Annotated in this window: 20 protein-coding genes and 1 pseudogene; 8 read left to right on the top strand and 13 right to left on the bottom strand. The window is 36.7% G+C overall.

Annotated features, from left to right (window positions below; translation table 11 throughout):
• Positions 1-4: 4 nt before the first annotated feature.
• The 4 genes from RCG17_RS18145 to uxaC form a co-directional block, all read right to left on the bottom strand.
• Positions 5-1,474: a tagaturonate reductase gene (locus RCG17_RS18145; protein ID WP_308171504.1), complete on the bottom strand. Its 1,470-nt coding sequence runs from the start codon at positions 1,472-1,474 to the stop codon at positions 5-7.
• Between the two features lie 93 nt (positions 1,475-1,567).
• Positions 1,568-2,566, bottom strand: coding sequence for a LacI family DNA-binding transcriptional regulator (locus tag RCG17_RS18140; RefSeq protein WP_308171503.1), 999 nt, complete (start codon positions 2,564-2,566; stop codon positions 1,568-1,570).
• Positions 2,567-2,746: 180 nt separating this feature from the next.
• Complete coding sequence (locus RCG17_RS18135; protein WP_308171502.1) at positions 2,747-4,150, bottom strand: glycoside-pentoside-hexuronide (GPH):cation symporter; 1,404 nt, start codon at positions 4,148-4,150, stop codon at positions 2,747-2,749.
• 187 nt (positions 4,151-4,337) lie between these two features.
• The gene (uxaC, locus tag RCG17_RS18130; protein WP_308171501.1) at positions 4,338-5,744 is read right to left on the bottom strand and encodes a glucuronate isomerase; all 1,407 of its coding nucleotides are present in this window, start codon (positions 5,742-5,744) and stop codon (positions 4,338-4,340) included.
• A gap of 366 nt (positions 5,745-6,110) precedes the next feature.
• Here uxaC and RCG17_RS18125 point away from each other — a divergent pair, with 366 nt between their 5' ends.
• The 5 genes and pseudogenes from RCG17_RS18125 (at position 6,111) to RCG17_RS18105 (ending at position 11,190) form a co-directional block, all read left to right on the top strand.
• A complete protein-coding gene (locus tag RCG17_RS18125; protein ID WP_308171500.1) occupies positions 6,111-6,851 on the top strand; it encodes a polysaccharide deacetylase family protein in 741 nt (246 codons plus the stop codon).
• Positions 6,852-7,116: 265 nt separating this feature from the next.
• On the top strand, positions 7,117-7,884 hold the full coding sequence (gene gpmA, locus RCG17_RS18120) for a 2,3-diphosphoglycerate-dependent phosphoglycerate mutase (protein ID WP_308171499.1): 768 nt from the start codon (positions 7,117-7,119) through the stop codon (positions 7,882-7,884).
• A 436-nt stretch (positions 7,885-8,320) separates the two neighbouring features.
• Complete coding sequence (locus RCG17_RS18115; protein ID WP_308171498.1) at positions 8,321-9,037, top strand: (Fe-S)-binding protein; 717 nt, start codon at positions 8,321-8,323, stop codon at positions 9,035-9,037.
• A 14-nt stretch (positions 9,038-9,051) separates the two neighbouring features.
• Positions 9,052-10,480: pseudogene (locus RCG17_RS18110) on the top strand (LutB/LldF family L-lactate oxidation iron-sulfur protein).
• Entirely contained in the window at positions 10,480-11,190 is a 711-nt protein-coding gene (locus RCG17_RS18105; protein WP_308171497.1) for a LutC/YkgG family protein, read from the top strand. Before RCG17_RS18110 ends, RCG17_RS18105 begins: the two are co-directional and overlap by 1 nt.
• Before the next feature lie 381 nt (positions 11,191-11,571).
• Here the strand turns inward: RCG17_RS18105 and RCG17_RS18100 are convergent, their stop codons facing one another.
• The 5 genes from RCG17_RS18100 to RCG17_RS18080 form a co-directional block, all read right to left on the bottom strand.
• Positions 11,572-13,113, bottom strand: coding sequence for an IS200/IS605 family accessory protein TnpB-related protein (locus RCG17_RS18100; protein WP_308171496.1), 1,542 nt, complete (start codon positions 13,111-13,113; stop codon positions 11,572-11,574).
• 320 nt (positions 13,114-13,433) lie between these two features.
• The gene (locus RCG17_RS18095) at positions 13,434-14,060 is read right to left on the bottom strand and encodes a L,D-transpeptidase (RefSeq protein WP_308171495.1); all 627 of its coding nucleotides are present in this window, start codon (positions 14,058-14,060) and stop codon (positions 13,434-13,436) included.
• A 91-nt stretch (positions 14,061-14,151) separates the two neighbouring features.
• Positions 14,152-14,892 carry a type 1 glutamine amidotransferase gene (locus tag RCG17_RS18090; protein ID WP_308171494.1) on the bottom strand — a complete coding sequence of 247 codons (741 nt, stop codon included), beginning with the start codon at positions 14,890-14,892 and terminating at the stop codon, positions 14,152-14,154.
• Positions 14,816-16,234 (bottom strand): MurT ligase domain-containing protein, encoded by a 1,419-nt coding sequence (locus RCG17_RS18085; RefSeq protein ID WP_308171493.1) that lies wholly within the window; start codon positions 16,232-16,234, stop codon positions 14,816-14,818. The genes RCG17_RS18090 and RCG17_RS18085 overlap by 77 nt, the downstream gene beginning before the upstream one ends.
• A 91-nt stretch (positions 16,235-16,325) precedes the next feature.
• Complete coding sequence (locus RCG17_RS18080; protein ID WP_308171492.1) at positions 16,326-17,030, bottom strand: DUF1232 domain-containing protein; 705 nt, start codon at positions 17,028-17,030, stop codon at positions 16,326-16,328.
• A 616-nt stretch (positions 17,031-17,646) separates the two neighbouring features.
• On the opposite strand from RCG17_RS18080, the gene RCG17_RS18075 reads away from it, so the two are divergent.
• Both RCG17_RS18075 and RCG17_RS18070 read left to right on the top strand, forming a co-directional pair.
• Complete coding sequence (locus RCG17_RS18075) at positions 17,647-18,309, top strand: polysaccharide deacetylase family protein (RefSeq protein WP_374120969.1); 663 nt, start codon at positions 17,647-17,649, stop codon at positions 18,307-18,309.
• 538 nt (positions 18,310-18,847) lie between these two features.
• Positions 18,848-19,063: a hypothetical protein gene (locus RCG17_RS18070; RefSeq protein ID WP_308171490.1), complete on the top strand. Its 216-nt coding sequence runs from the start codon at positions 18,848-18,850 to the stop codon at positions 19,061-19,063.
• 323 nt (positions 19,064-19,386) lie between these two features.
• On the opposite strand, the gene RCG17_RS18065 is transcribed toward RCG17_RS18070, so the two are convergent.
• The 4 genes from RCG17_RS18065 to RCG17_RS18050 all read right to left on the bottom strand — a co-directional run bounded on the left by RCG17_RS18065 (position 19,387) and on the right by RCG17_RS18050 (position 22,382).
• Positions 19,387-20,088, bottom strand: a complete 702-nt coding sequence (locus RCG17_RS18065) for an LrgB family protein (RefSeq protein ID WP_308175881.1) — start codon at positions 20,086-20,088, stop codon at positions 19,387-19,389.
• On the bottom strand, positions 20,063-20,452 hold the full coding sequence (locus tag RCG17_RS18060; protein ID WP_308171489.1) for a CidA/LrgA family protein: 390 nt from the start codon (positions 20,450-20,452) through the stop codon (positions 20,063-20,065). Before RCG17_RS18060 ends, RCG17_RS18065 begins: the two co-directional genes overlap by 26 nt.
• 176 nt (positions 20,453-20,628) lie before the next feature.
• The gene (locus RCG17_RS18055; RefSeq protein WP_308171488.1) at positions 20,629-21,393 is read right to left on the bottom strand and encodes an acetoacetate decarboxylase; all 765 of its coding nucleotides are present in this window, start codon (positions 21,391-21,393) and stop codon (positions 20,629-20,631) included.
• Between the two features lie 101 nt (positions 21,394-21,494).
• Positions 21,495-22,382 carry a LysR family transcriptional regulator gene (locus RCG17_RS18050; RefSeq protein WP_308171487.1) on the bottom strand — a complete coding sequence of 296 codons (888 nt, stop codon included), beginning with the start codon at positions 22,380-22,382 and terminating at the stop codon, positions 21,495-21,497.
• A 147-nt stretch (positions 22,383-22,529) separates the two neighbouring features.
• Between RCG17_RS18050 and RCG17_RS18045 the strand changes: the two genes are divergently transcribed.
• Positions 22,530-23,294 (top strand): 3-hydroxybutyrate dehydrogenase, encoded by a 765-nt coding sequence (locus RCG17_RS18045; RefSeq protein ID WP_308171486.1) that lies wholly within the window; start codon positions 22,530-22,532, stop codon positions 23,292-23,294.
• The last annotated feature ends 29 nt before the right edge of the window (positions 23,295-23,323 follow it).

The following is a 23,323-nucleotide window of genomic DNA, read 5'->3' as shown; positions in this document are numbered from 1 at the left end:
CCCCTTATTGTTTGGCTTTCTCCCCTAAAACAGCCTCAACTGCTTTCTCCATTCCATTTGATACAATTTCAAAAAGATAATTAGTTACTGCGTCAGTTAAACCTGGAACCTCATTTAGATTCATTTTCCAGTTCTTTTCATATCCTAAAACGTTCGTAACAATTGATCTTACACTCTCAATGCTGCCATCAAATGTAGCCCATTGCTCTTTATATAATTCAAGAATATCTTGATCATCTGCCAAATTAATATCTTCTTCTCCTCTTTTTCCCTTATAGAAAGCCATAAGAGCTGCTAGAGAGAAGACAAGTTTTTTAGGTAATTCATTTTTGCGGTTAATGTATTCCAATAAAGATGGCAAGTCTCTTGTTTCATATTTAGACATTGAATTTAATGAAATGCTCATTAAGAAATGTTTTACATACGGATTCATGAATCTTTCAATTACTGCATTTGCAAAGAAGTTTAATTCTTCAATTGGCAGATCCAATGTTGGGATAATCTCTTCAAAAATAATTTCTTTAATAAATTTTCCGATTACTGGATGCTCAACTGCTTCTGCAACAGTGTCTAATCCATATAGATAAGAAACCGGAGTCATCGCTGTATGTGCTCCATTTAAAATGCGAACCTTTCTTGTTCTATATGGTGTTTGGTCATCTACAAAAATTGTATTTAATCCAGCTAAATGAACTGGGAACTCATCCTTAATCCACGCTGGACCTTCAATCACCCAAAAGTGGAACACTTCGCCAACTACTACTAGATTATCTTGGTAACCAAGCTCTTGAGTGATTTCCCCAATTGTATCTCTTGGATAACCAGGTACGATTCGGTCAACCAGGGTGCAGCAGAAAGTATTGGCGTCGTTAATCCATTGAACAAATTCCTCACCAAGGTTCCAAAGAGCTGCATACTTAAGAACGATTTCTTTTAATTTTTCTCCGTTACGGTCAATTAATTCACAAGGGATAATGATAAATCCTTTGCTGTTATCTCCATTAAAGGCCTGGAAGCGATGATAGAGGAATGCAGTTAGCTTACCAGGAAAGCTTTTTTGCGGCTGGTCTTCTAATCGGTCTGTTTCGTCGTATGCAATGCCAGCTTCTGTCGTATTAGAAAAAATAAAGCGAAGTTCAGGATTTTTAGCTAGTTCAACATATTGATCATATTGAGAATATAAATTGATTCCTCTGCTGATAGAATCGATCAGTGTATGTTCTCTAACAGCTTTTCCATCCTGAATACCTTGTAAATAAAGGGTATACAAGCCATCTTGTTCATTTAACATTTCAACCATTCCCTGGCCTAGAGGCTGAACAACCACCACACTACCATTAAAATCAGTTGTTTTGTTAAGAACATCGATTTGCCAATCAACGAACGCCCTTAAGAAGTTCCCTTCGCCAAATTGAAGTACCTTTTCCGGATAGTTTTTATGAGGTTCTACAGTACTTTTGCTCAGTCTTTGCATTTTTCATTCCTCCATTTTGGTTATGCACACGTTAACATTTTACTTTATTAATAATCCCGTTTACAAGTCCCTTTTTATTGTAAACGGGATCATTTATTTCCTGGATGCAACGGTTTTTCTTTTTATTAACTCTGTTTCAACAAATATCTTTTCACCTTTTTGTTCCGTATTTTCAACAATTTCTAAGATCTTTTCTGCGCCAAGTCTGCTAATTTTTTCAATTGGTTTTTTAACCGTTGTTAGTGATGGATTCGTGTATTGTGCTATTTGAATATCATCGAAACCGATCACAGAGATATCCTTTGGTACATTTAATCCTTTTGCAAATGCGGCATTGAGGGCTCCTACTGCCATGTCATCGTTGGAACAAAAGACAGCTGTTGGAGGATTTTTCAAGGAAAGCAGTTTTTCCATTGCCCTATATCCGCTTTGCATATCATAATTCCCCTGAACGATATATTCATTTCGGATTGGAATTTTCTGCTGAATTAATGCTTGTAAATAACCTTCCCTACGTTCCAATGTCGATTTAAAGCCTTTGATCCCTTCAATGATCGCAATATCCCTATGGCCTTTTTTGACTAAATACTTAACAGCCTGACAAGAACCTTCACGGTCGTTAGATAAAATATTGATAATAGATTGGTCATCGACTTCTCTATTAATAACGACAATTGGAATTTTTTGATTAAGCACATGATAGATAAAGGCATTGTCAACTTCCCGCTGGCTCATCAAGATAATTCCATCAAATCTTTTATGGTGGATGGTTGAAAAGTCTTTATAATCGTCAATTCCTCTAACAAATAAATTGTAGTTCTCATTAATAATACTATTAACACCTGTTACAGTATCTGCAAAAAAGCTAGGTGACGTACCATTGGATATGCTCGTAAAGAAAAGGCCAATGGTATGAGATTTTTGCATCACGAGACTCTTTGCATTAAAGTTAGGCGTATAGTTTAATTGAGACGCTATTTCTAAAATTTTTTTCTTCGTTCCTGGCTTAATTAACGGGCTGTCATTTAATGCTCGTGATACCGTCGTATGGGAAACGTTGGCCAGCTTTGCAATATCTTTAATTGTAACCACTTTTATTCACCCTTTGTCTTACGCCTACATGAATCTTACCAGGAAGTATAGTTCTATTGTAAACGTTAACAGTATCTCAGGACAATCATAATTTTAAACTCTTGCAAAAATATTTATCTAAAAGACGGGAGATTACAAAGTAATCTCTCGCCTTTTATTATTAATCATATTAATTCCTGATTAGAAAGTTCCTTTTTCCCAACGTCCGTTATTTAAGTCGTTAGCAATATTTTTGAACTTATCATCGGACAAATTGTATAAAACGCCGATAATGATCGCTGCAAGCAATAATGCAACCGCTGGATAAAGGGTCATTGTACCTTTAATTCCTAGAAGCGTACCTGCAGTTTGATGTGCGTTAGCAATATATCCAGTTGCCGCAAGAACACCGGCAGAAACAATAGCAGCAAGTGATTGTGCGATTTTACGAGAGAAGTTGAACGCAGCATAGGTAACGCCTTCTTTACGAACACCAGTATGCCAATGACCATAATCAATCGCATCTGAAACAAACGCCCATGTTACACCATTTGAAATAGCTAAAGCTGCATAACCGATTGATACTAATACGATAAAAGAATAAATATTTGTTGGAATCACGAAGTTTAAACCATCAGCAACGACCCCAATTAGTAATCCAGCCATTGCTGTTTTCTTTTTGCCAAAACGACGAACTAAAAATGGAATTAAAGTGATACCTACAACCGAACTACCCATTTGGATAAAGTTAATAATTGGCTGCAGGCCAACATGTCCAAGATTGTATTGGCAGAAATAGATCATCATTGCATTATTCGTATTCATTGCTGAAATGGTGAACAATGTCATTAATACCAAGCACCATAATGGACGGTTCGTGAATACAACTTTGAAATAGTCTTTTGCTGATGCTTTTTCTTTTCCTTTAGCATTTTCAACTTTAATATGTTCTTTCGTACCTTTGTAACAGATAAAGAAACCGATAATACCGATAAATGCCATAATGGCAGCAGTAACAGGATAACCAATTTTCGGACTTGAGAACATTGCTAAAATCGGTACAAATGCCACGCCTGTAACCAATTGTGCCCCGATAGAACCAGCCTGACGGGTTGAAGCCATAAATGATCGTTCACCGACATCCCTCGTCATAACAGATGCCAAAGATCCATAAGGTACATTTGTAAATGAATAGACAAGACCCCAAGCCATGTAGGTTCCGTACGCCCAAGCGATTTTTCCGCCCATTGAAAGGTTTGGCATCGTAAATGTAACAACCGTCAAAACGGCAAGGATAATAGCAGAAAGCATCATGACAGGACGGAATTTACCTCGTGGTCCAGCTGCCCTTGAGTCAATAAGTGATCCTGCCAAAGGATCCATAAACGCATCGAAGATTTTAGTTAGAGAGAAAACACCAGCTGCTGCAACGGCACTAATGCCTGCAACGTCGGTATAAAAGTGCATTAAATAAGACTGACCTAAGTCAAACATAAATCCATTACCAAAGTCACCAAATCCATACAGAGCTTTCTCTTTTGTAGGAATTGTTTTTATTTCTTGGTTCGTTTCTGTATTTAATTTACGAGCAAGATTTTCTGCCATAAATTAGCCTCCTTGTATACTACTGTACTTGAAATGATTAACAATTTACTGATATAATGAAAACGATATAAATTTTTCTAGAATCTCCTCCTTCATGCTGGTCTTATCCGCAAAGTAAACCTGCATAAAGAGATGGGATTCCTTTTTTTATTTTTAGCTATTTTAAATGTTAACAGAGCCTTTTATTTTATAGATCAAAACCAAAATATTCTTTGGCATTATTGTAAGAAATACCTTGAACAATCTTACCTAAAAATTCGATGTTATTTGGTACTTCTCCATTTTCAACCCACTCAGCAATTAAGCCACAAACAATTCTTCTGAAATACTCATGTCTTGTATAAGATAGGAAACTTCTTGAATCAGTCAGCATTCCAATAAAACGACTGAATAGTCCAAGATTGGATAATGACTTCATTTGAGCAAGCATGCCTTCTTTGTTATCGTTAAACCACCATGCTGTACCAAATTGAATTTTTCCAGCGATGCCTCCGCCTTGGAAATTACCAATCATGGTAGCAATGATATCGTTATCGTTTGCATTTAATGAGTAAATGATTGTTCTTGGAAGTCCCTTGCTCTGTTCGATTGAACTCAATAATTTTGATAACGGCTTAGCAATTGGCTCATCATTGATCGAATCCCAGCCTGTATCTGGGCCCATTAATTCAAACATTCTTGCGTTGTTGTTGCGTAATGCATTAATGTGGAATTGCATTGCCCAGCCTAATTCGTGATAAAGTCCGCCTAAGAATGTCATCGTGAATGCTTTGTATTTCTTTTCATCCTCAATGGATACTTTATTACCTTGTAATGCATTGGCGAAAATGGCAGCAGCTTCTTCTTTTGAAGTCTCTGCATACATCATTTGATCAATTGCATGGTCAGAAACTTTACATCCAACTGAATCAAAAAATCTTACTCTTGATTCAAGTGCTTTTAGGAAGTCATCAAAAGTTTGAATGGAAATTTCTGATACCGATTGGAGCTTTTCAACCCATGGCAAGTAAGTCTCACGATTAATTTCTAAGCCTTTATCAGGTCTAAAACTTGGTAAAACCTGTACATCGAAATCAGTTTCTTCTTTTAACTTGAAGTGATATTCAAGGCTGTCAGTAGGGTCGTCAGTTGTACAAACAACCTTTACATTTGATTTTTTAATAAAATCTCTTGCCCCGAATCCCTCACTATTTAATTGAGCATTAATCTTTTCCCAAATTTGTGGAGCTGTTTCTTCATCTAGTACTTCATAAATTCCAAAAAATCTTTGTAGCTCTAAGTGTGTCCAATGATAAAGCGGGTTACCAATCAACATTGGAACTGTTTTTGCCCAAGCCATGAATTTATCATAGTCACTGGCGCTACCGGTAATGTACTCTTCTTCGACACCATTACTTCTCATCTGACGCCATTTGTAGTGATCACCATATAGCCAAATTTCAGTAACATTTTTAAATGTTTTATTTTCATAAATTTCCTTTGGACTTAAATGGCAGTGATAATCAATAATTGGCATTTGTTTTGCATAATCATGATACAATCGCACTGCTGTTTCATTTTTCAACAGAAAATTTTCGTCCATAAAACCGGACATATGATCACCATCTTTCTATTCTTATAAGTTTCGAATGCGTTTTCATATTTTGCGATTTTTTTGTTCACGTTAACAAATTGACTGAAAAAAAATTATCCGCTAATACATGATGTATTTCCTTAATTTCCAGATTAAAACTAATAATTTGTTAACGTGAACATTTCTCTTGCTTGATTACATAATAACGTGTACGAGATTATTTTTCAATCGTTTTTGAGAAATTTGTAATCGTTTTCGATTTTTGTTCATAATTTCACATACTTAAGTACTATTTACAGGAAAAATGTAACATCATTCTCTTGCCTTTAAAGTTATTTAAAAGTACATAGAATATCATTAAATACATTTTATTGGAGTGTTTATTCCATGAAAAAAACTCTTATGCTTGTTTTCGTACTTTTAATAAGTTATATGTGGAGTGATCAATACTTATATGCATCCAGCAGGAAAGCGGAGTACAGGAAAAATGGGCTTGCGATTTGGGAAATAAACACAAAGGAAAAATTAGTGGCTCTCACTTTTGATGATGGCCCAAACCCTGTATACACAAATCAAATACTTGATTTATTAGCCAAGTACCATGCAAAGGCAACTTTTTTTGTGATCGGTGAACGTGCAAAAGAGTTTCCCGACATTATTAAACGCGAAGCAAAAGAAGGACATGAGGTGGCTAACCATACATATTCGCATATATACGATTTTGATAATAGTCCAGCAAAGCTACGGAAAGAGTTAGAACGCTCTAGTACGATTATTAAAAATATAACTGGATTTAAACCGACTTTGTACCGCCCCGTTGCGGGTTATTATAATGATCTTATATTGAATACTGCGATTAAAAATGGTTATCGCGTTGTGCTTTGGTCATGGACTCAGGATACTCGGGATTGGAGCTGCCCTGGGATAAACAAAATCACAAATAATGTTGTTTCCGATATAAAGCCTGGTGACATTACTATCTTCCACGATTCCGGAGGTGACCGCTCACAAACCGTTTGTGCTTTGGAAAACATCTTGAGATATTTAAACAAAGAAGGCTTTAAATGCGTTACCGTTTCTGAAATGATTTATCGCTCAGAATCGATTACCCCAAAGATTTTGGATTAAACTACTGCCACTTGATGGGTTATCGTTACCATTAAAATTTTGAAATTCGTTCCAAGGTAACAAGATGTTCGGGCTCGTTACCTTCAGTGCCCTGAAATGCACTTCATAGTCACAAGATTGCGAATCTCGTTACCATTAGAGCCCAGAAATCTGCCCCATGGTAACAATATGCCGAGTTTCGTTACCAATCAAAGCACAAAAAACCACCCCTGGTAACAAAAGCAATTTTAGTTTAAACAAATTCAATATATGGCAGGTGAGATTATTGAAAACTCTTGTTTTTATTCGTCATGGTCAAAGCAAATTTAATTTAGAGAATCGATTTACGGGTTGGATGGATGTTGATTTAACGGACGAAGGATACAATGAGGCAAGAGAAGCTGGCAAGATTCTTAAAAAACACGGTTTTGTTTTTGATGCAGCACACACTTCTGTGCTTAAACGTGCAATCAGAACATTGTGGATTATCCTTCACGAAATGGATCTGGTTTGGATTCCTGTCCATAAGTCCTGGAGATTGAACGAAAGACATTATGGAGCATTACAGGGGCTTAATAAGGATGATGTTAAGGAAAAATACGGCGAAGAGCAGGTAAATGAATGGAGACGGTCCGCCAGCGTTCGGCCACCTGCTGTTTCAGAAGAGGCTCATTTGTGTGACTTGCAGGACCCTAAATATGCTGGTATTGGGAAAGAGATCATTCCGTATATGGAAAGTCTTCTTGATACAGAAGAACGTTCATTGGTGTATTGGCACGAAAAGATTGTCCCAAGCTTGAAAGAAAACCAACGGATCATTATTTCTGCACACGGAAATACGCTTCGAGCACTTGTCAAATATCTAGACAACATTCCTGATGACGGGGTGGTCAGCCTTAACATCCCGAACAGTCTTCCACTTGTCTATGAATTAGACGATGACCTAAAACCAATCCGACATTATTATCTATGTGATGAAGGAGAAATGGAGGAAGGAAAAATTCCAAAGCATATGGATTTAGATGATGCTGAGAACTGTGATTGGATTGGTTAAAATCAAAAGGCAAAAAAAAGATTGGCGTTTCAGCGCCAATCAAATATTATGGGAAGTTTTAAGAAAAGAGCAGGTGAACCTTACTCTTCAATTAAGTTATTTATAATATAAATAAAAGTTTTGTAGAAGTTATAGAGAAGTTGTGTGGAATTTGTGAAGATATAGAAAAACAGAAAAAGTTAAATCGACAGTCTTTCGGTCTGTCGATTTAACTTTTTTTAATTTCTTAACCGCATCGTTTTTAATTTCCGTGGCAAATAAAGGTAGATATTGTGAACTTTTTAGAATCTTGATATACAGAAAAGTTGCTATTTTTGTATAATAACGTTGTATTTGTATAAATAAGTTGTTTTTATTTTTTACCAAGTCATCAGATGACCTTACTATCAGGTGATGGAATGAAGATAGTTATTAAATCAACAAGAGGAGATTTGATATGAAAGTAACACTATTTACAACCTGTATTGTCGATTTTATGGCAATGAATGTCGGTAAAGCTACTGTTGAATTGCTTGAAGGTCTGGGGCATGAGATTGATTATCCTAAGAACCAAACATGCTGCGGTCAGCCTACTTACAACACTGGATACGTAGAGAAAACAAAAAACACAATTAAACACTTTATCGAAACGTTTGAACATGCTGAAGTGATTGTTTCACCTTCAGGTTCTTGTGTTTCATTTGTAAAAGAATATCCGCATATTTTTGCAGATGATAAAGAATGGAAAGAAAGAGCGGAAAAAGTTGCAGCAAGAACATATGAATTATCTCAATTTTTAATTGAAGTTATTAATGTAGAAGACTTTTCTGCGAAACTTCCAGGAAGAGCTGTTTACCACCACAACTGCCATACACAAAGATTTTTAAAAGTGAAAGAACAGCCATTAAAACTTCTTTCGAAAGTAGAAGGTCTAGAATTAGTAGATTTCCACAATTCGAACAAGTGTTGCGGATTTGGTGGTACCTTCTCTGTTAAAATGGGGGATATTTCAGCTGAAGTTGCTGATGAAAAAGCAAGGTACATCCAAGAAGCTAACCCTGATTATTTGATAGGTGCAGACTATGCTTGTCTAATGAATATTGGCGGACGTTTAAGCAGACTTGGATCAAATATCAAAGTAATGCATCTTGCAGAAGTGCTAAATTCAAAATAGTAAGGAGAGCCAAAATGGGGATTAAGATTAATGACCAAAGTTTTAAGGAAAATCTTGAAAAGAATCTAAACGATGATTTCATGCGTGCTGCAATGGTAAAAGCTCAAGATTCAATTAATAAAAATAGAGAGAACGTCTTGTCACAATTGGGAGATGGTAATTTCCGTGAGTGGCAAAAACTATCTGGAGAAATTCGGGCCCACGTTCTTGAAAATTTAGATTTCTACTTACATCAATTTTCTGAAAACGTTATCAAAAATGGAGGTAACGTATTTTTTGCAAAGGATGCTAAGGAAGCCTCTCAGTATGTTACTAATCTAGCAATCGAGCGAGGCGTTAAAAAAGTTGTAAAAGCTAAATCGATGGTTACAGAGGAAATTGGACTTAACCACGAATTGATGGATGCTGGGATAGATGTAAAAGAAACCGACTTGGCTGAATACATGTTGCAATTAGATGACTGGAATCCACCTTCACATATGGTGGTGCCATCTTTACATTTAAACAGGACCCAAATTCGTGATGTTTTTGCCAAGCATGGATATACAGGCGAAGATATTCCTGAAGACTTAGCTGCATTCGCTCGTGCTTCATTGCGCAATGAGTTTGTAACGGCTGATATGGGAGTTTACGGATGTAACTTCGCTATTGCTGAATCGGGAGCGATTACATTAATCAGTAATGAAGGAAATATCGATCTTTGTACATCAGCACCCCCATTACAGGTATCTGTAATGGGGATGGAACGTATTGTCGCTACCTATGAAGATGCAGATATCTGTATTAGCTTATTAGGTAGAAGTGCAGTAGGGGCAAAAAATACAAGCTATACGACATTTGTAAACGGAATTACTGAAGAAGGTGCTGCCGATGGTGCCAAAGAATTTCATGTGGTGATCGTTGATAATGGACGTTCTAAAGTATTAAACTCTCAATTCAAACAAGTATTACAATGTATGCGCTGTGCTGCATGTTTAAATATCTGCCCAGTATATCGACAAGTGGGCGGTCACTCTTATAATGCTATCTATTCTGGACCACTTGGAGTAGTACTAACGCCGCTTCTTGCCGGCTGATGATGACTTCAAAGAACTTCCGTATATGTGTTCACTTTGTGGTGCGTGTTCAGAAGTTTGTCCATCTAATATCAAGTTGCATTCATTGATTCTTGAGCACAAGCGTGTATTAGCTGAAGAAAAGAAGGTTTCTGCATTCTGGGGTGCAAGTATGTCTGGAGCAGGTATGGTTCTAAGCCGTCCTTGGATGTACAAGCTAGGTACGAGTGTTGCGCCATTACTGACAAAACCAATGATGGAAGATGGAAAAATTAAAAAAGGTGTTAGTGTTCTTAAAGGTTGGACAGACAAACGTGACTTGCCAGCAGTGGAAAAAGTACGTTTCAGAGATTGGTATGAATCAAGAAGTAAAGGAGGAAAGAAATAATGCAAAAAGGACAAATTTTAAATAGAGAGTCATTTATTTCTAACCTTTCAAACATACTTGGGCGGGAAATGCCGAAAGAGGTTGTGCATCCTGAATTCTCAAGCAAACCTCAGCTTGAAATTTATAAAGGCTTTACTCAAGCACAATTAACTGAAGAATTTCATAAGAATGCTCAAGTTAACAAAGCTGGATCGGGCGGTAAGATTGATTCCTTAATTATTGAGAAAAAAGATCTTGCAAAAACGGTAGCTGAGAAACTAGTTCAACATGGATCAGGCCCAATTATCGCTTGGAACGATGAGCGTTTTGCCCAATGGGGTCTAAGTGATGTTTTGAAAGATGCATATGTTTGGACTGATGAAAAAGGCCGTGAAAATGTAGATAAGGCATTGAATGCGTCTTATGGCGTGTGTATTAGTGACCTTTCCATTGCTGAAACAGCTTCTTACACTGTCATTGATAAACTGGGAAAAGGAAGAACGTCAAATTTCCTGCCTTTAAATTATGTTTGTATTGTCCCGCAAAGTACCATTGTTCCTCGTTTAACACAAGGAATGCAGAAGCTTCATGAAATGTCAAAACAGGGAATAAATCCAGCTGCCATTAACTTTATTTGTGGTTCAAGCAGTTCCTCTGACATTGAGTTAAACAAGGTATGGGGCGTACATGGACCTATTCGTTTAACTTATCTTATTGTTTCTGATCTATAAATTGTACGCTAAACCGTTCCTAAAAATATAGACATTTATATACACATATGTCCATATGTTCTATAAAGAATTAATTCTTTACTAGCACGCAAAACGAACAGAGCTTTTTGCGAATCGCGTTAGGGAATCACGCCCTAATTCCAGAATGGAAACATCCGTACAATTCGAGTTTTCCAACCAAAATTGACTTGATCGTCTCCATCGCAGTTTTGTGAATTTGTTCCTTCTAACTCCTTCACGACACTGGATATCTCTCGACACTCTGGATCGGCTGTTAGCCGCGCTGGTTATGAAAAACATGGAATCAAATTGGAGTACGTGGTCCTTTTCTTCCTTGCAGGTAAAAAGGAAGCGTTGCTCCAATTTTATAGTTCAAGCTATTTATCGATCAGCTTTTAATAGTTCAATTTTATCTTGGAATGCATACTCTTTTTTGTAATAGTTTGTAAGAGTTCGCCACTTACTGAAATTTGATTGTTTCCTATCAAGTCCTTTGGGGAAAGTGAGAACGGTATCATATTTTATTTTTTCTGGTTTTAAAAAATATCCTCTTCTGGCAATCACACATGCTGCTGCTTCGTGAGAACTTAATCCATAACGTGCCATAAATTTCATATGTCCAATTTGGCTTGTGTAAGCGGGATTGATTCTCCTTATCTTCACCCCTGCCTTTTTCGCTTTTGCTTCGATTAATGCTTGAAAGGATGAATAGGCAAAACCCGAAAGCATGCGGGCATAGCTAGCACCCATCTCCTTTAATTGTGTTTTCTTTCTGGTAAAATTCAACTTCTCAATCACGATATCTTTTTGAACCAGAACAGCATCGTTCAATACTTCTTTTATTGCATCACTTAAAGAGGCTTTGACCTGTTCTTTCCTTCTGCCGTACATCGGAACTTTGATCGTGTATCGATGAATTGGATTTCCATAACGGTCCACCTCACAGACTGCCAAGAATCCTGCATTGAGGTCCATTCCGATTAATCCATTTCGATTGGATGTCCCGATTGGGGAAGTTTCTCTTTCGACTGTTGCGTATACATACCAGCCTTTTTCCTTCTTGATAAAACGGTAAGTGATGGAAGTAAAATATTTTTGTGGTTTCCCATTGCGAGTAAAACCCATATAGGGAATTTTGGCCTTGTCCAACCATTCTTGTCCGTAAGGGAACATGACGGATGGAAATTCGAAGTACTTCCCGTATTTCCCAATGAAGCAATCGGCAACTCGTAACCTGAGCGTATTCTCTACATTATACGTGGCAGACTGGTTTCCGAAGGTTTCATCTTTAGAACCGATCACAAGAAATTGGGAGCTTCTTGCCTCGACCCAATCGTTCTTCCACTGTTGATGATCTTTGTGTTCATTTTCAATTAAATGGAATTGCTTATGAAAGAGTTTCTTTGAACCAAAGCAGATACGGATTCTCTTTGTGTCACGGTCGACCTTTAGCTTTTCAAGCTTTTGTTGCAGGTTTCTCAATCTTCGTTTCTTTTGGTGAAGAAAATGTTTAAGGTTTTTATACTTTTTTACATGTTGACGAAATAACGGATTTGTTTGTGGAATTAGAAGAAGTTTCTGGTGAAGTTTTGCTGTTTGATTTGTTTTCTGATGAATGGTTTTTTGCAGGTGAACGGTTTTAGCTTCTAAATCTTGAAGATCCAAATCCCTTTTTTCCAAAAAAGAAGAGACCTTTCCATCCAACTGCATTCGTATGGAGTTAAACTGACGAGACGTAATGCCATATTGCTTTAGAAAGGTCTTTTTAAGATTGGAAGGGGGAATTCCCTTGATATGAGATTGAACAAATAGTTTGCGTTCTAGTTTTCCAAAAAACTTTCCATACTCTATGAGGTACTGATCAGATGTAGATCCACGATTCAGTTGGATGTTGCAGAGTTTCGTCTGGTACGTTTGAAACATCTTTTATCACACCCCAATCAAATTTGTTTTTGGTTTTAAACTATATTTTAAATAGGTATAGGTGTAGGTGTAAGTATAAAAAGGTATTTTCAAAATAGTATTTAATAATTCTGATTCTAAAATAGGAATGTATGTTCTACGCTATGATAATTATAGTATAAAAAGACATGTTTGTCTATTATTTACTATATTTTTAGAAACTGCTAATAACCCTACATCTTAATATAAAAAGTAAAATCGACAGGCTTTCTGCCTGTCGATTTTACTTATATGCATACTGCTTGCTGTTTTCTTCATTCTTAAAAAAGCTCGAATTATTTTTATGTTATTACTACTCTAGTATTGTATTTAATGTTTTCAAAAATCCATTTAGCATCTGGAACTGCTAAACGGATACATCCATGTGAAGCTTTTTGCCCAAGCTTTGCCGCTTCACTTGGAATTATATTACCGTTTTTGTCCGTTGCAACGGAATGAAACAAAAATTCCCCGTGATTTTTCCAAGAAACCCAATACATAGCCCCTTCTTTTTCGTTGGGATTATAAAAGCTTGTCCCTCTCTCTTTTTGGATGTGAAATGTTCCTACAGGAGTTGAAGTGTCCGAACTTATATCTAACCCTGTTGAGCATATCATCGTATAGATAATCTCGTTGCCCTTCAAAATGTATACTCTTTGTTTTTCCTTTGAAACTTGTACCCATATCGGATCATTCGAGCCAATTTTCGGATAGGTCCCTCCAGTTGGCGTTAACCAGTTTACTGGTGTCGGTCTTTTTTCCTGTAACGGTGGCTTACCTGAAAGATTATGTTTATTTATCCGATTTGTATCGGTGCTTGCTGTAAAAGACGACACCGAATAATTATTAATTTGTGTGTATAAGTAAGCGATGATGCAAACTAGAAATACTCCTAACCCAATTGTTAAGAATCTAGGAATTTTAAACATTATTTCTCTTCCTTGGTATTTTTATATAATATCAATTGCTACTTCAACTAATGAACTTTTTTAAAACAAAAATAATTAAGACCCTTATATCTCAGCCTTCATTTTTATATTCTTTTCTTTCACTGTATCTGAATTGTTTCCAGACAGAACGATTCGCATCGTTCTCCATTTTATCATCAAGAGGTTCTAACTTCTTCCCTGTTTTACGTTCATATGCTTTCTCAATCAAATAGTCAGCAATTTTCGGGTTTTTCGGGAGGATGGGTCCATGAAGGTAGGTACCTATAAGATTGCAGTAATGAAGCCCCTCTTCGCCACTTTCTTGATTGTTCCCATAACCAACAATGACTTTTCCAAGTGTTGGGAAGTCATGATAGGTTCTTCCCCCATGGTTCTCAAAACCAACTACTTGCCCAAATTGTTCTGATTCGACTAATAGATTAGTCATAAGTCTCGTATCACCCGAGATTGTGTAGAATGGAAGAATTCCCATGCCTTTTATTTTTGTACCGCTTTTTGTTTGGTAATAATCCCCTAAAAATTGATAACCTCCACAAATAGTTAAACCGGAGACTCCATCTTCTATCCACGCTTTAATTTCATTAACAAGCGGTGTAAGCCTGTTTGTCGCTATGGCTTGTTCGCGATCGCTTCCGCCCCCAATCATGAAAATATCGCATCCCTGGCTATCTGCATCATCAGGGTTCTTTATTTCCTTTATTTCCAGATTAATGCCTCTCCATTCGCACCTTTTTTTAATGGATATGACGTTTCCTCTGTCCCCGTACAGGTTTAGCGTGTCCGGGCAAAAATGGTAGAGTACTAGATTCAATGATCTTCGCCCCCTTTATTGAATTTTCTTCCTCAAAAGACAGTAACGATATCATTGGAGATAGACAAGTGTATGTTGCCATAATATATGTCGGTAAATCTTTTGATTTTGCCAAAGCTACAGCATCCTTCATATCAGGCAAGATGCTGATCTTTTCTTCAGGAATTCCAGCATATTTCATCCTGAGTGCAGCATCGTATGCCCTTTTTCCGCTTGCGATAAATGACTGGACATCTTCCCTGTTTGCTGCTTCCATGTCAATATCCCATATCCAGGAGATATCTTCACCGTCTGCAAGATTATCGTTCAAACAGAACATGAACTGTTTCTTTTCTGGAGACTGGAAAAATTCAAAAAGAGTTACGTTTCCACCAGCAGGGTTTTTTACCAGGTTGAGCTTCCATGCATTAAGACCCACTCTAAACACTTGCATCCTTCCTTCTGTTTTAGAGTATGAATTTAAGCCTTTTTGGATTTTTTTTCGGTCCATTCCCATTAGTTTGCACACAGAAATGGCTAGAAGAGCATTATAGGAATTATACAATCCCTTTAAGTTGGTTTGATAACTTTCACCATTAACGATGAGTTGAATCCCATTTTTCCTTTGTTTGACCAGTTCTGCTGAAAAGGTTGGCTGCGGCCGAGAAAAACCACAACTGCACTCATAATCACCTAACTGACCATAATGTGTCACATGATAAGTCAGCTCTTTTTGACACAGCGGACAATATCTCGATTCACTCATCTGGTAAGATGGAAACTTACAGGCTTCAGCATCTATACCTATATAGACATTATCTTTCATAAGATCAGAAAAGCGGTGGACAAAGGGATCATCGGCATTTAAAATAAGTTTTACATCTAAAGCTGTCAAACTGTCTTTCATTTTCTGAATAAGCGTATCCACTTCCCCATATCTGTCCAATTGATCCCGAAAAAAATTGGTCACAATCAGATAATCTGGGGGACATTCTGTTACAGTTTTCGGTAGACTTGCTTCATCTACCTCCAATACTGCCACATCGTTTTCTTTCCAACCAAATAACGTTGCATTTCGGACTATAACGGTCGAAAGGCCTGTTATCAAATTCGAACCCTCTAAATTAGCAATGACGCTTTTTCCTGATGCCTTAAGAAGATGTGCGAGCAGATTCGTAGTTGTGGTTTTACCATTTGTTCCCGTGACATAAACTATCGTTTTAGCATTTTTTCGTAAATGCCGTAAAAAATGATGATCTAATTTTCTTGCCATCACGCCAGGGATGGAACTTCCACTTTTACCAAACACTCGGCTAAACGCACCAGATGCTTTCCCTGCCCAGATGGCTAATCTAGTTCTCATTACATAAACCCCCGTTGTTTATATATCCCTTTTGCTATTATTTTTCTTATTAGGTCCATAATTATTATCGTAGTTTATTATAATTGTGAATCTATAAAAAATTATTAAATTTTATCGTTTTTACCTTACTTACTTGCGAACAATCCAATAAGACCTTTGCCAATAATTCAATCACAATTTTAACAACAATAGCGTCATCCAAGTATCCTATCGGAAAAATGAAATCTGGGATAACATCTACCGGGGATATGAAGTACATTAACGCACCACCAATTATAGCTAATTCACACGCAGTTCCCTGTATTGTCTTAAATCTTAGAAACATATCCTTTAATTGCTCAATAAACGGACCGATACTTCCTACCTTTTGAAGCTTTTCTTCAAATCTATTAATAATTGTTTCTTTTCCATCTTCAGTTTGAGCAAATTGTTGATATATATCTAATTGTTGTTCAATACTCTTTATCGTAAATTTTTTATCGTATACTTCCGATGCTTTTAGAATGGTTTGGATACTATCAATAGAAGAATGTATATCATCCGAGTACTGCTTGTCCTCATCCATTTCTTTAGAATATCCAGCAGCTAGTAATAAATCCGAAATAGGAACTCCCAGACAATCTGCAAACTTTTGTAAGTGTTGCAAATTGGCCCTCCGCTTACCGCTTATAATCCGTGAAATGGTGGCTGTATCGATATCAGTAAGTTTACTAAGTTTCCTCATCGACATAGATTGTTCATTTAATAATTGTTTTAGCAGCAAACCAATACCGCTTTTTGTTTTGGTATCAGTCATATTCTTCTCCTCTCTATTTAGTTGAGTTTTATACATTAGTACTCTCATAGAAGTTTTTACACAAATCAAATTGCTAATTGTATTGAAACCTTTACCTCAAAAATATATCTATATGTTGACATTCGGTCAACTCTTTTTTATTCATTAGTATAATCATATAACTTTTTTATAGTAAATAATAGGTCAATAAAAATTTAACAATCAAAAATTCCGTTGACGAAATATCAACATTAAGTTTAAAGAAATAACAAAGGATAAGCAGGATCATTCGGTTTCAATTTCCCTTTTTGACATACGGAGGTAGTTCCTTATTTTCATATGATATTAATTGGATTCGTACTTTCAATAAGGAAATCATTTAATGCATACATTTTTCCAAAGAATAGTGAAGAAGCTGCAAATGAATGAATCTTTAAATTGTTGAAGGTAGCCAAAGTCTGGTCCACCTTTTTTTAAATTGTTGACCAATTAAAACATAAAACCCAGTATAACTGAGCAAATTATTAATAATTTAACTCTTTTTAAGAAATGGAGGTATTTAAAGGGTATGAAACTAATATGTTTACTAATTGTATTATTTAGTTCCTTTACTCCCTATACATATGCCTCATCAGACATGATAAAGAGAAAAGAAGTTGAGCCCAATGGGCAAGTGGTTTGGGAGGCACATACATCGAAAAAGTTAATTGCTTTGACGTTTGATGATGGGCCTAACCCCAAATATACACCACAAGTGCTAGAACTCTTAAAACAATATGATGCACATGCAACCTTTTTTGAAATTGGTTACCGAATGGAACAATATCCTCAAATTGTGCAACAAGTGGTACAAGCAGGCCATGAATTGGGAAATCATTCGATGACACACCAAAACGAAAAGAAAGTTGGAGCTCAAAGTATGAGCCTAGACATTATTATGGCTGATAAAGTTATACAAAAGTATCAGCCTAATCATCTTAAGTTATTTCGACCACCTGGAGGGTATATAGATAATGCTCTACTACAAAAAGCAAATCAGCTCGGTTATAAAATAATACTATGGTCATATCATCAGGATACTAAAGATTGGTCCTTACCAGGAGCACAAGTAATAGCTGACCACACCATTCGTAATGCAAGAAGTGGTGATATTGTACTTCTTCATGATGGTGGTGGTGACAGAAGTCGAACAGTTCAAGCCCTAAAATTAATTCTACCTGCCCTTAAACAACAGGGATATCAATTTGTGACTGTATCAGAATTGCTTCAGTATCAACAAACAAAAGTGAATTTACCATAAATTACAATTACTTAGGGAGATGTCATGTCTTGTTCTTTTCCTTAGCAAGAGTAATTATTTGTACAGTCTTTATTCTTTTCAGTTTTTAAGATTAGGTACGATTTGTCTTGAAAGGCTGAAGCAGTTGTTTCATCAGGCAAAAGAGCTTTATCATACCCACCGCTCCAAGTAAAGTCCTATTGTTGTTTACGTTGAAAACTATATTTACTTACTGAATATAATAAGTAAGCAAAGTTAGAAAAATGGATGGTTTTGTTTCATTATACGGTCAAAAATCATACTGTATATATGCCCCTTTTAGTTTAAGAACAATAGTTTCACAAACTTTGTGATTGGAAAATGTATCAATAATTGTTCAAAAAGGTTTGAACTATATGTGAATTTGTGAACAAGTTAATTCCAATCCAAAATTACCGGTTTATAATTACAGTGTAATCAAGTTATTAACCTTATTTTTATTGTTTATTGGAACTGTATAACATTATTTAGGTGATACAGGAGAAAAATTTATTGGTTAAGACAACTGGGGGGACTATAGTTGGAAAAATTAGTAGAAGATATTAAATTGTTTGATTGGATTATTGTCAATGAAGATGTTCAGAAGAGGTTAGATGGATTTGTATTATTAGAAACTCCATTACTTGTAGTAGGATTTAATGAAGCGAATGGGGAGGGTAAAGGGTTTATCGTAATGGATGGTGAAAACCAGTATCGGTTTGCACGCACATGTGGAACCAATTTAAGAGTTATGTAAGTGGGATAATGTGATAGTTTCATCACCTTATTTTTTTAAAATGAGGAATATGGGAACGCCACCTATTTATATGGCATAGTGTTTAAAGTAAAAAACACAGCGAGGATGGTTTATTAGATAAAGGATGTTTCTCTTCAAATCACTTACATTTCAAATGAGAACACAGTGACTCAAGGCGGTTCATTTCCATTAAAAAACTTAATAAGTTGTGTGATGAAATAACCTTTTTTATTGATTATTCAGTTCATATTTTCATGATAAAAAGACGGCCCAAATAACTTTTAGGCCGCCTTCGATAATTTACTCAAAGCTGGCATGTTATATTATATCATTAGCTCGGATCTCAATGCTGGAAATATTGTAAACGCAAGTATAATGGTAATCACTGCAGCTGTAATCATTGCCAAACTCGCAAAAGTTCCTTCTAATTCTCCAAATTCAAAAGCCTTTGATGTTCCTGCCCCATGTGCGCTCATCCCTAGCATTAGCCCTTTGGCAGTTGATTTCTCTATTTTAAGCAGACGAATAAGTGTGGGACCAATTATTGTTCCTGTAATTCCAGTAATAATAACAAACACAGCTGTTAATGTAGGAACTCCTCCAATGGTCTTTGAAATGTCCATTGCCACAGGTGTTGTAATGGACCGTGGGACTAAACTATTTGTAAGTGATATACCAAGGTGCATCCAAACAGCGTAAAGAAACGAAGAGACAATAGCTACCGCAGAACCGACCGTAATGCTAGCAATTATTTCGAAGAGATGCCTTTTTAGCAATTTGAAGTGTTTATGCATCGGTACGGCAAAAGCTACAGTGGCTGGCCCCAATAAATAACTTAACCATTTTGCTCCGTTATAATAGTCATTGTAGGAAGTATGAGAAAAAACCAATAATAAAATAATAACAATAGGACTAATCAAAATAGGAGAAAGTACCACTAATTTCCAGCGACCATAAGATTTCTTACTAACCCAGTAGATTAAGTAAGTAATAAAAATACTAACGATTTTTAGAAAAATACCCAGAACAACCACCCTTTCTTCGTTTTGCTATAAACTGAGCAGTCAGTCCAGTAAATGCCATTACGGTAAGCGTACTTAAAAAAATCAAAACAAGGAGCTTGCCCAACTGCGGACCAATTGATTGTTGGTAGTTAATAACTCCTACTGCAGCAGGTATAAAGAATAAGAGCAACTCCGCAAGCAGCCATGAAGCCCCTTTTTCAATCCACTCAACTTTTATTACCTTAAATTGAAGCAGCAAAAATAAAATAATTAATCCCACAATACTCCCTGGGATCGGAATATGCAGGTATTTCGTTATCAGTTTGCAAACTGAGTATAGGAACACGAGCAAAGCAATTTGTAAAATGATTCTAAATAAATTCATCGGTGCTATTCCTCTCTTCCTACCAATGGTAAATCCAATGCCCTGTGTTGCCCCCGTAGCGATTGAGGGATTCATGCACTCTGTGCTTATTGTGGCATTGCCGCTGACAAAACGATCAGTAAATGAGTTAAAAATAGACCTATCCGCATTTGGAATAGGTCAAATGTTTTTGAATTTTATCTTTTAACTCCAGCTGCTGCCTTTTCTTCTGCCAAGTAATCATAAACGACGCTTGGTGCTGCAAGTATAAGATCAGTAAGAATGTGAGAAGCATGGACGATTTCACGAACCGGAAGGTCTGCCATTGGTGCAAGGACATGTTCAAATAATTGCAAACGGGCAGGCCCTGTCCAAGCTCCGTGGATTGTTAGGTCCGAGATTTCAGTTTTCACCAGTTCACAAACCTTTTGTTTCCCATTAAAGTCAGGAACGATTTTGAGCATAAATGTTGGGCGAGTTAGCTCTTCTCTGGCGATCCTTATATCTAGCGGCTCATGTTTAAAGCCCATTGTGGCATTTGCTACACGAAGGCTGCCATAATCTAGTGTGCCTACTAGGGTATCTGAGTCAATAAACAGCTTTGGAGCACCTAGTTTTTTCGGATATGCACTCGCTTCCCGACCGACAGCAATAGCGGGGTGATTGTCCACATACATGGCATGGAGATACTCCCCTTTTTCACCATTGAAACTAACAGGTATAACCTGACCACACTCTGTATAAGCTCCAAGACCTGTAACATCAGGCATGTACATTACTTCAAATTTAACCAAAGGTTCCTCAATCTCTAGTGGCTCAGGAACAATTTTTCTTAATGAATCCAAATCGGTACGATAAACAATATTTAAGTATTCCCTGTTATGGAAGAAATAAGGTCCTTTTGGATATGCTGGTGCACCAAGTGGTGTTGTCATTTGTTTTTTTACATCCTCGATTAACATTTGATCCATCCTTTCCTTTGTACACCGAAAAGTTTAATGCTAATTTACATACAGGTAAAATACATATAATGAATACGATTTATTCAAAAAATGAATATGTATTACTCGTAAGGAAAGTTAAACTTGATAAATTGCAGCAATTCTTTGGTTGCATAGGAAAGATACTTATTTTTCTTCCAAATAACGGCAAGATCCCATGGTATTTTGGGCTCAATGATCGAAATCGCTTTAATCACGGATGGATCGAGTTTACGGCAAAGGGGCTCTGGCAAAATGGCCACTCCATTACCGTTTGCGACCATTTCAGTAATAAAGTCCCACTGGGAGCTTTCATAGATGACGTTAGGGTTAAATCCTGCCTGAATACAGTGTTCACGAATACGGTCGTGCAATGCAAAGCCTTCCCGCATGAAAAGAAACGATTCATTTTTTAATCTTTTAAGAGGGATTGTATCGACTTCTGCTAAGGGATGCCCATCATAGACGATCAGTTTTAACTCGCTCTTTACAAATGGGTTCGAATCAAACAGTTCCTGATTGACAGGCAGTACTGCAACACCGAAGTCCACTGTCCCTTCTTCTATCATTTTTTCTACTTTCTTGGCTCCCTCCTCCTCCAAACCTATTTGGATATTCGGATAATACTGGCGAAAGTCCCTAATTAAATTTGGAAAAAAGAGAGAACCTATAACGGGAGGAAGTCCAATTTTTACATGACCTTTTTTAATTTTCATCCTATCAGCAAGCTTGTCTGACAGATTATTCATCATCCTCATTATTTCCTGTGCTTCTTCAAAAACGATCTCCCCTGCATCCGTCAATTCCATATGTTTTGTGGTCCTGTCAAATAAAAGGACATCCAATTCTTCCTCTAAATTTTTAACCATTTTGCTTAAGGTAGGCTGCGTTACATTAAGCTTTTCTGCTGCTTTCGAAAAACTAAGTTGTTTAGCCACCTCGATAAAATATCCAAGCTGTCGGCTTTCCATAAGAAAAGACCCCTTTTATAATTATTTTTCATAAATACTATTCGATATATGTATTTTACCGATATATTCAACTGGTTTATAATAAAAACCGCTTTTAACAACCATTATCAAAAAAAGGTTGTCAATTTAAACAAAGGGGAGAACATCATGGGGGAACATACTAACAGAACTGTTATTGTTACGGGAGCAGCTAGAGGAATTGGCTATGCCATTGCCGAAGCGTTCGTTAAAAACGGTGACTTTGTTGCGATCGGGGATTTAAACCTGGAAAATGCCGAAAAAAGTGCTGCTGTGTTAGGAAGCCAAGCTAAAGGTTATCAGGTAAACGTAGCGGACGAGGAATCCGTAAAAGGCTTTATAGATCAAGTAGTAGCAGATAGAGGTACTGTCCATGCATTGGTTAATAATGCCGGACTGCAGCATATCGATAAAGTAGAAGATTTTCCAACAGAAAAGTGGAACCTATTAATAGGTGTAATGTTGACAGGACCATTCCTGTTAACAAAACATGTTGTACCACTAATGAAAAAGCAGAAATACGGAAGAATTATAAATATTTCTTCGGTTCACGGCAAGATGGCTTCTCCATTTAAAAGCGCCTATGTTTCTGCGAAACATGGTGTCGTTGGCTTAACTAGAACGATTGCGATTGAAACGGCGAATGAAGGTATTACCGTTAATGCGATTATGCCTGGAGCAGTAAAAACGGAATTAGTTATGAACCAGTTGGCAGCCTTGGCACAGGAGGATGGAACTTCCGAAGATGAAGCATTGCACAAACATCTTTTAAACAAGCAGGCTTTAAAACGTTTTGTCGAGCCATCTGAAATCGCAGCGGCGGCTATTTATCTAGCATCTGATGGTGCAGCATCGGTTACTGGCGAGACTCTTAGTGTTTCTGGTGGAATGTAAGAACTATACATGTAACAAAAAAAGGAGCT

Source organism: Neobacillus sp. PS3-12 (assembly GCF_030915385.1).
GTDB lineage: Bacteria > Bacillota > Bacilli > Bacillales > Cytobacillaceae > JAEVLT01.
The sequence above is the reverse complement of the archived record's forward strand: the minus strand, read 5'-3'. Positions and strand labels throughout refer to the sequence as shown.

What these genes read in the sequence shown, in the direction of transcription:
- RCG17_RS18145 (WP_308171504.1), bottom strand. Translation starts at nt 1,474, where the DNA reads ATGCAAAGACTGAGCAAAAGTACTGTAGAACCTCATAAAAACTATCCG.
- RCG17_RS18135 (WP_308171502.1), bottom strand. Translation starts at nt 4,150, where the DNA reads ATGGCAGAAAATCTTGCTCGTAAATTAAATACAGAAACGAACCAAGAA.
- uxaC (WP_308171501.1), bottom strand. Translation starts at nt 5,744, where the DNA reads ATGTCCGGTTTTATGGACGAAAATTTTCTGTTGAAAAATGAAACAGCA.
- RCG17_RS18125 (WP_308171500.1), top strand. Translation starts at nt 6,111, where the DNA reads ATGAAAAAAACTCTTATGCTTGTTTTCGTACTTTTAATAAGTTATATG.
- RCG17_RS18115 (WP_308171498.1), top strand. Translation starts at nt 8,321, where the DNA reads ATGAAAGTAACACTATTTACAACCTGTATTGTCGATTTTATGGCAATG.
- RCG17_RS18105 (WP_308171497.1), top strand. Translation starts at nt 10,480, where the DNA reads ATGCAAAAAGGACAAATTTTAAATAGAGAGTCATTTATTTCTAACCTT.
- RCG17_RS18100 (WP_308171496.1), bottom strand. Translation starts at nt 13,113, where the DNA reads ATGTTTCAAACGTACCAGACGAAACTCTGCAACATCCAACTGAATCGT.
- RCG17_RS18095 (WP_308171495.1), bottom strand. Translation starts at nt 14,060, where the DNA reads ATGTTTAAAATTCCTAGATTCTTAACAATTGGGTTAGGAGTATTTCTA.
- RCG17_RS18085 (WP_308171493.1), bottom strand. Translation starts at nt 16,234, where the DNA reads ATGAGAACTAGATTAGCCATCTGGGCAGGGAAAGCATCTGGTGCGTTT.
- RCG17_RS18080 (WP_308171492.1), bottom strand. Translation starts at nt 17,030, where the DNA reads ATGACTGATACCAAAACAAAAAGCGGTATTGGTTTGCTGCTAAAACAA.
- RCG17_RS18075 (WP_374120969.1), top strand. Translation starts at nt 17,647, where the DNA reads ATGATAAAGAGAAAAGAAGTTGAGCCCAATGGGCAAGTGGTTTGGGAG.
- RCG17_RS18060 (WP_308171489.1), bottom strand. Translation starts at nt 20,452, where the DNA reads ATGAATTTATTTAGAATCATTTTACAAATTGCTTTGCTCGTGTTCCTA.
- RCG17_RS18055 (WP_308171488.1), bottom strand. Translation starts at nt 21,393, where the DNA reads ATGTTAATCGAGGATGTAAAAAAACAAATGACAACACCACTTGGTGCA.
- RCG17_RS18050 (WP_308171487.1), bottom strand. Translation starts at nt 22,382, where the DNA reads ATGGAAAGCCGACAGCTTGGATATTTTATCGAGGTGGCTAAACAACTT.
- RCG17_RS18045 (WP_308171486.1), top strand. Translation starts at nt 22,530, where the DNA reads ATGGGGGAACATACTAACAGAACTGTTATTGTTACGGGAGCAGCTAGA.